Here is a 1,814-nt window from a genome sequence, read left to right as displayed (position 1 = left end):
TCACGGGTCAGGGCAGTCAGCGGCTGGGGATGGGCCGTGAGCTGTATGCGGCTTTCCCTGTGTTCGCCGAGGCTTTCGAGGCTGTGTGCGCGGAGGTGGATCCTCTGCTCGGGCGGGGCTTGCGGGAGGTGGTGTTCGAGGAGGGTGAGCTGCTGGACCGGACTGCTTTCACTCAGCCCGCGTTGTTCGCGGTTGAGGTCGCGCTTTTCCGTCTGGTCGAGTCCTGGGGCATCCGGCCCGCTTTCGTGGGTGGTCATTCGGTCGGGGAGATTGCCGCCGCGCATGTGGCGGGCGTCTTGTCGCTGCGTGATGCCGCTGTGCTGGTTGCCGCGCGGGGCCGGCTCATGAACGCCCTGCCCGAGGGCGGCGCCATGGTCGCCGTCCAGACCGGCGTCGACCAGGTCACCCCCCTGCTGGTGGACGGGGCGGCCATCGCGGCGGTGAACGGTCCCCAGGCCGTCGTGGTCTCCGGTACGCAGGAGGCAGTGACCCAGGTGACCGGGCAGCTCCAGGCGTCTGGTGTCCGTACCAAGGAGCTGCGGGTCAGTCACGCTTTCCACTCGCCGTTGATGGACCCGATGCTGGAGGACTTCCGCACGGCCATCGCGGACGTGTCGTTCGCCCCGCCCCAGATCGGTTTCGTCTCCGCGCTCACCGGAACCCTCGTCACGGACGAGGCATGCACGCCCGACTACTGGGTCAGGCACGTCCGCGAGACGGTTCGTTTCTCGGATGCCGTGCACACCCTGGAAGCCGAAGGCGCCTCGGTGTTCCTTGAGCTCGGCCCTGACGGCGTGCTCACGGCCATGATTCAGCAGATCCTGCCTGAGGACAGCACCAGCATTGCCGTCTCCGCCCTCCGCCGGGACCGCTCCGAATCTCACTCCGCGGTGACCGCGCTCGCGCATCTCCTGGCACAGGACGCGGTCACCGATCGCACCGCGTTCTTCACCCACACCGACGCCACCCGCGTCGACCTGCCCACCTATGCCTTCCAGCACCAGCCCTACTGGGTGTCGACGGCAGTCGGCTCCGTCGGCGATGTCGCCTCGGCCGGTGTCGGGGGCACCGACCATCCCCTGCTGGGTGCTGTCGTCGCCCTGCCGGACTCGGCGATGCTGTTCACCGGTCTGCTCTCGCTGGACGCCCACCCCTGGCTCGGCGATCACCAGGTGTTGGGTGAGGTCGTGTTCCCGGGCACGGCGATGGTGGAGCTGGCGCTCCGGGCAGGTGAAGAGGTCGGCTGTGGGCTGCTCGACGAGCTGACGATCGAGGCACCACTCGTTCTGCCGAAGGGCGGCGGCGTACAGATCCGCCTGCTCCTCGCGCAGCCGGACACGCACGGCCGCCGGTCGCTGACGCTGTTCTCGCGCGCGGTGGACTCCCTGCCGGACGAGCCGTGGGTTCGCCACGCCACCGGCACGGTCACCCAGGACCTGAGCAGCTCGAATGCCGAACCGGTCGAGTGGCCGCCCTCGGGAGCGGTCGAGCTGGCCGCGGCCGGCATGTACGAGGAACTGACCGGACTCGGCTTCGGCTATGGGCCGGTGTTCCAGGGGCTGACGGCTGCCTGGCGGCTCGGTGACGAGGTCTTCGCGGAGGTCGAGCTTCCGGAGGAGGCGGTCCAGGACGCGGGTCGATATGGCCTTCATCCGGCGCTCCTGGATGCGGCGTTGCACGGGATCGGTCTCGGTTCGTTCGTCTCGGGCGAGGAGGGGTCGGGGGCGCGACTGCCGTTTGTGTGGTCGGGTGTGTCGCTGTATTCGGTCGGGGCGTCCTTGCTGCGCGTACGTATTGCTCCGGCGGGTACGGAC

General features: G+C 69.0%; 1 protein-coding gene. It reads left to right on the top strand.

All coding sequences use genetic code 11. The features are described from left to right. Positions 1-29: 29 nt before the first annotated feature. Positions 30-1,814, top strand: a 1,785-nt coding sequence (locus tag ABTZ59_RS37045; protein ID WP_351425929.1) for an acyltransferase domain-containing protein, incomplete at its 3' end; no start/stop codon positions are given.

The sequence above is a fragment of the Streptomyces sp. NPDC094034 genome (assembly GCF_040303865.1).
Taxonomy (GTDB): Bacteria; Actinomycetota; Actinomycetes; order Streptomycetales; family Streptomycetaceae; genus Streptomyces.
The sequence above is the reverse complement of the archived record's forward strand: the minus strand, read 5'-3'. Positions and strand labels throughout refer to the sequence as shown.